Genomic DNA, 4,417 nt, shown 5'->3' with positions numbered 1-4,417 from the left:
TGCTAAGATGCAAATACTATAACGCCTAACCCCCAAATGAGTGACAAAATACTGTAACGCTCATTTTTAACAAACCCCGCCGCCTTATCCCGCCTATTAAAAAGAAAAAATACCCCGCTTATCCCGCCGTTTTTACAATACCCTCCACTAAAGTTATACTCTCCATATAAACCTGAACTCTGGAGGCTATAATGGGTAGACACTCACGGGGAAAAAGGCCCTGTTGTATCTGTCGAAAATGGTTTCAGCCAGATGTTCGCCAGAAGGGCCGACAGAAAACCTGCGGTAATCCTGATTGTATGCGGGAGCAACATCGCAGAAAATGTGGAGAGTGGAATAAAAAGAATAAGGACTATTTTAAAACCAATTATCTGGACAAAAAAATTCAATCTGCCCAAGAAAAAATCAGTAAAGAAGATGAGACACCCACTGCAAACGGTGGCCAAGCCCCCATTTTACCCTATGAAATAATCCTCAATGAATACGGAACAAAAAATTTAATCATACTCCAGTATCTGATTTTTTTAATCACTCGTGATTCCCGGGCTTCCCATGGATATGGTGGAGAAACAGGCAAAATTCCATTGGTTAAACCCGTAACTAATCCCCATGGGAGTTTAAGAGACATGATGGCTCTAAACGATTGAAATATATAAAAATATTAACAGAATGATGGTAGAATGATTTTAAGAGACATGGTGATCATAACTGGTTGAAAATAAATACAATATTCAAAAAGTAATCCGTTTTTATGTTTAAGAGGCAACAGACAGCTATCCACTAAAAATGTATAGTAGATGATAGCGTCAATCTCACCACGGCCACAGAGCATGTGTGGCGGTCAAACCCATAAAAACGGAGATACAGGCCATGCAAAAAAGATTTTCACCCCATGAGTTGTATGAGTTAAGAAACGTCATACCCATTACCCGGCTGATTGCTGAAGAATTACAGATTCCTTCAAAAATCAGTGAGGGTGTTTTTCGTTTTCTGTGCCCTGTCTGCAATGAATTTCAGACGGGGACCCATCCAGTGACCAATCTTGCAAGGTGTTTCCGGTGTGAAAAAAATTTTAACACCATCGACCTTGTAATGACGGTCAAGGGATGGGGTTTTAAAGACAGTGTTTTGTTTTTGCAAAAGACTCTTACCTGCAGGAATAAGCAGAGCGCTCACAACGGTCAGGCACTACAGAGCCTTGCCGTGGGTATTGGATTTGCAATGCCCGGGTCGAGGTAGCCATGGAGCAGGAACGGTTAATTCACCTGGAAAACATTATTGCCGGTAAACGAAGGGGTTTTTATGAACTGGGTAAAGCCCTCAATGAGATAAAACAGAGCCGTTTATACCGGTTGACCCTGCATGACAGTTTTGCGGCCTATGTCAAAGCACGTTGGGATATGGGCAAATCCCAGGCCTACCGGTTTATACATGCCTATCAGGTCATAAAAAATTTGTCCCCAATTGGCGACAGACTTCCTGCCAATGAGTCACAAGTGCGTCCCCTGGCTGGATTAAATCCCCTTGAACAACGGGCCGCATGGAAACGATTTCTGGCCAGCGGCAAGGAACTGAGCGCGTTGAATATCAAAACCTTTATCCGTTCAGACAAGCCTTCACACAAAAATGTTCCCGGGGATCAGACAGGCATCATCAGTAATGAATACATGGCTGCGGTATCAGCCATGATGGAGCAGGTTCGCATTGCGCAAAATGACCAATGGCAGAAGACTTCGCAACAGGCAGCTATCTTGTGGAATCGGGTGATAAGGGAAAAAATTCTGGCAAAGGAGGTCAATCATGAATGAATTGAGCCTTGATGATCGTTTTCATCTGCTGCTGCACAAAAAACTCATGAACAAGAAAGGGGGTGCACTACGCCAGGCAAAAAAATATTATAAAGATCAGTACCGTAAAACCGGCATCATTCCAAGGCCGTTGCTACTTGTGGAGCAAGGTATCATGGAAGGCAGGCGATGCAGTGGCAGACCCCGGTCCCTGGACAATGAAGCCCGCAAACGTTTTATCTCCATGGTCAAGGCATCTTGTGATCCGTCAAGCCGGGAGTTTATTTTCATCACCCGAAAAGCAAGAACCATCAAAAACTACCATCATTGGCTTGAATCTGAGTTAAAGCGTCCAGTCTCCATTGATGCACTGCGACGTCTGGTGAAGCGTGAGAATCTCAAATCGTATTTGACCCGGCCTGATTTTGAGGAGGATGTAACCACCGCTCATTGCTTTAGCCCGGTACCGGTCTTTGATCTCATACAGATGGATGGCTGCCGGTTCCAGTATCTGAAAATAAAGGATGACAACGGATACTGGCAAAAGCCCCAGGTGATTGAATTGTATGATACTGGTTCCCGGTATATGCTTGTCCTGGATGCATTTTTTTCTGAAAGCAGTTTAAACGCGGTGGACCTGTTTACACAATTTTTATTGAGCACACCTTTTCCCCAAAAGCGGTTTCGTATCCGACCTGATAATGCCAAAGGCTTTTTAAACCTTAAGCGGGCCTTTAATGCTGTAAATCTGGAGCATTCAGTTCCCCGGGGATTCCACATGGATGCCGATTTTTCAAGGATACATGCTCCCAAGGACAAAGCGCATCTGGAATCATCCCATAGAAGCCTGCATAATTTTGAAATTCGAATTATCAAAGCTTTTGAAGATCGAATTGTCAAAACGGTCCCAGGTTATATCTTCAAGCCTGGGAAAAAGGAAATAATCACGGTGACCCTTCTTGATATGACTCTCCATGAATTAAGGGCAAGCCAGCTGATACAGGACTACCTTCATGAGCACAACACAACAAAGCATTATTTCAGTGAAAACGGTACAATCAGCGCCTGGATCCCGAAACAAAAATTCAATAAATTCTTTCAGACACAAAAAAATCCAGTGATTTTTGAACCACAACAGGTAAGGTCCTATATGAAATACGGTTTTCGAAAAATTTCGGCAACGGTATCTGCGAAAAAAATGATCCGGTGTGATAACCGGATTTATTGTGTGACGTTGGGTGCTGAGGCTTTCAGCAATCACAAAAGCACACCTGTGAAGATATCCTGCTATCATGATAAACTTTTCATTTTTGAGCCGGCGGATAATGGCATTCTTCTGGGAGAAGCCTTGCTCCAAAAATCACCGGAACAAACTGTAACCTATCCGGCCATGGACTTTGAAAAAAGTGAAATTGAACAGATCATTGCCTTTTTAGAAAATCATTCCATGATCATTGACAGGCCTTTGTTAATTGAGACCCATAATAAGGGGCTGACATTGAATACAGTACAAAATATTGTAAAGCGGAACCACGGCAGATACATGGCTTACCGTAAAAAAATAAGTCTGCCTGATCATGTCAAAGGGGTGGCTGTGTTCAACGCATTTATTTTGGACTGTCAGGCACATCTGCGCCGTGAACCTGTGGCACCCTATGCCATCCATGGGGAGGTATGACATGAGTCAAAAAGAAAATTTCATCAGCGACAAACGCCGGATTTCTTACCTGTCAGCCATTTATAACCGAATATATCGGGGACAGAGCGTGTTGATTGAAGGCGATTATGGCGTTGGAAAAACCCGTTTTTTAAATTTACTGCGCCCTAAAAAACTCCACGCGGTGCGGGTCGAATCATTGTTTAATATCCATGTAACCCTGGCATTGATTTTAAATCAACTGAATTATAATACCACGGCCAGCTACCGCAAAACCCCGGAATACTTAAAAAAGATATGTGATTTGACTAACTGTTTCATTATTATTGACGAGGCAAGTGACCTGGACAATCGTGTCTGGCCTTATTTTAAAAGGATCATTGATGCAGAAATACCCATGGTATTTGCCGGGTTACCCCAGGTCCGGACCTATCTGACAAGCGAGCATCCCGACATACTCAGTCGTTTGAAAACCCTTGTTTTGTATCCCATTGTGGTGGAAGATTTTATTGTTGAGTATAGTGATTTTAAGCAGGAGGCTGTTGAACAGCTTTATATGGCTACCAAGGGCGATATGCGTAAATTTAAAGAAATCTGCACGGACTGCCGGGACAAGGCAAAAGAAATGAATTATTCTTTTGTTGATTTGAACCTTGCCATGGAATTTATCTCGGATCTGCCGGCTCAATAAAAGCCATTATCTCAAACCTGTTGTTACATGGGCCGCCCAGTTACACTGGAGTGGCCTATTTTTTTGCCTGATATCCACGTAAATTTATGACTACATGTTCTTGCACTATGCACACCCCAAAAGGCAAATGACTCAAATTTGGAATTTATTTCTTCCGTTATAGTATTTTGCCAATTGCCCATAAAATCACAATCATATTAAGTTGTTGATTTCAAATAAAATACAAACAAAACGATGAGGTTAAAGTGTTTTGAAAAGCGTTATAGTATTTGCATCTTATCA

At 42.5% G+C, this 4,417-nt stretch carries 5 protein-coding genes; all 5 read left to right on the top strand.

From position 1 onward, the window contains the following. The first annotated feature begins 191 nt into the window (after window positions 1-191). The 5 genes from B9A32_RS20745 to B9A32_RS20725 all read left to right on the top strand — a co-directional run bounded on the left by B9A32_RS20745 (window position 192) and on the right by B9A32_RS20725 (window position 4,135). The gene (locus B9A32_RS20745; protein ID WP_212638053.1) at window positions 192-647 is read left to right on the top strand and encodes a hypothetical protein; all 456 of its coding nucleotides are present in this window, start codon (window positions 192-194) and stop codon (window positions 645-647) included. A 223-nt stretch (window positions 648-870) separates the two neighbouring features. Further along, window positions 871-1,239, top strand: a complete 369-nt coding sequence (locus tag B9A32_RS20740) for a CHC2 zinc finger domain-containing protein (protein ID WP_084072076.1) — start codon at window positions 871-873, stop codon at window positions 1,237-1,239. Window positions 1,240-1,241: 2 nt separating this feature from the next. Beyond that, entirely contained in the window at window positions 1,242-1,808 is a 567-nt protein-coding gene (locus tag B9A32_RS20735) for a DNA methylase (RefSeq protein WP_084072074.1), read from the top strand. Further along, window positions 1,801-3,465, top strand: a complete 1,665-nt coding sequence (locus B9A32_RS20730) for an integrase (RefSeq protein ID WP_084072072.1) — start codon at window positions 1,801-1,803, stop codon at window positions 3,463-3,465. The genes B9A32_RS20735 and B9A32_RS20730 overlap by 8 nt, the downstream gene beginning before the upstream one ends. 1 nt (window position 3,466) lies before the next feature. Continuing rightward, window positions 3,467-4,135, top strand: coding sequence for a TniB family NTP-binding protein (locus B9A32_RS20725; protein WP_084072070.1), 669 nt, complete (start codon window positions 3,467-3,469; stop codon window positions 4,133-4,135). Window positions 4,136-4,417 lie beyond the last annotated feature (282 nt).

The sequence above is a fragment of the Desulfocicer vacuolatum DSM 3385 genome, from assembly GCF_900176365.1.
Taxonomy (GTDB): domain Bacteria; phylum Desulfobacterota; class Desulfobacteria; order Desulfobacterales; family Desulfobacteraceae; genus Desulfocicer; species Desulfocicer vacuolatum.
Note: the sequence above shows the minus strand (reverse complement) of the source record. Positions and strands in the feature narration are given on the sequence as shown.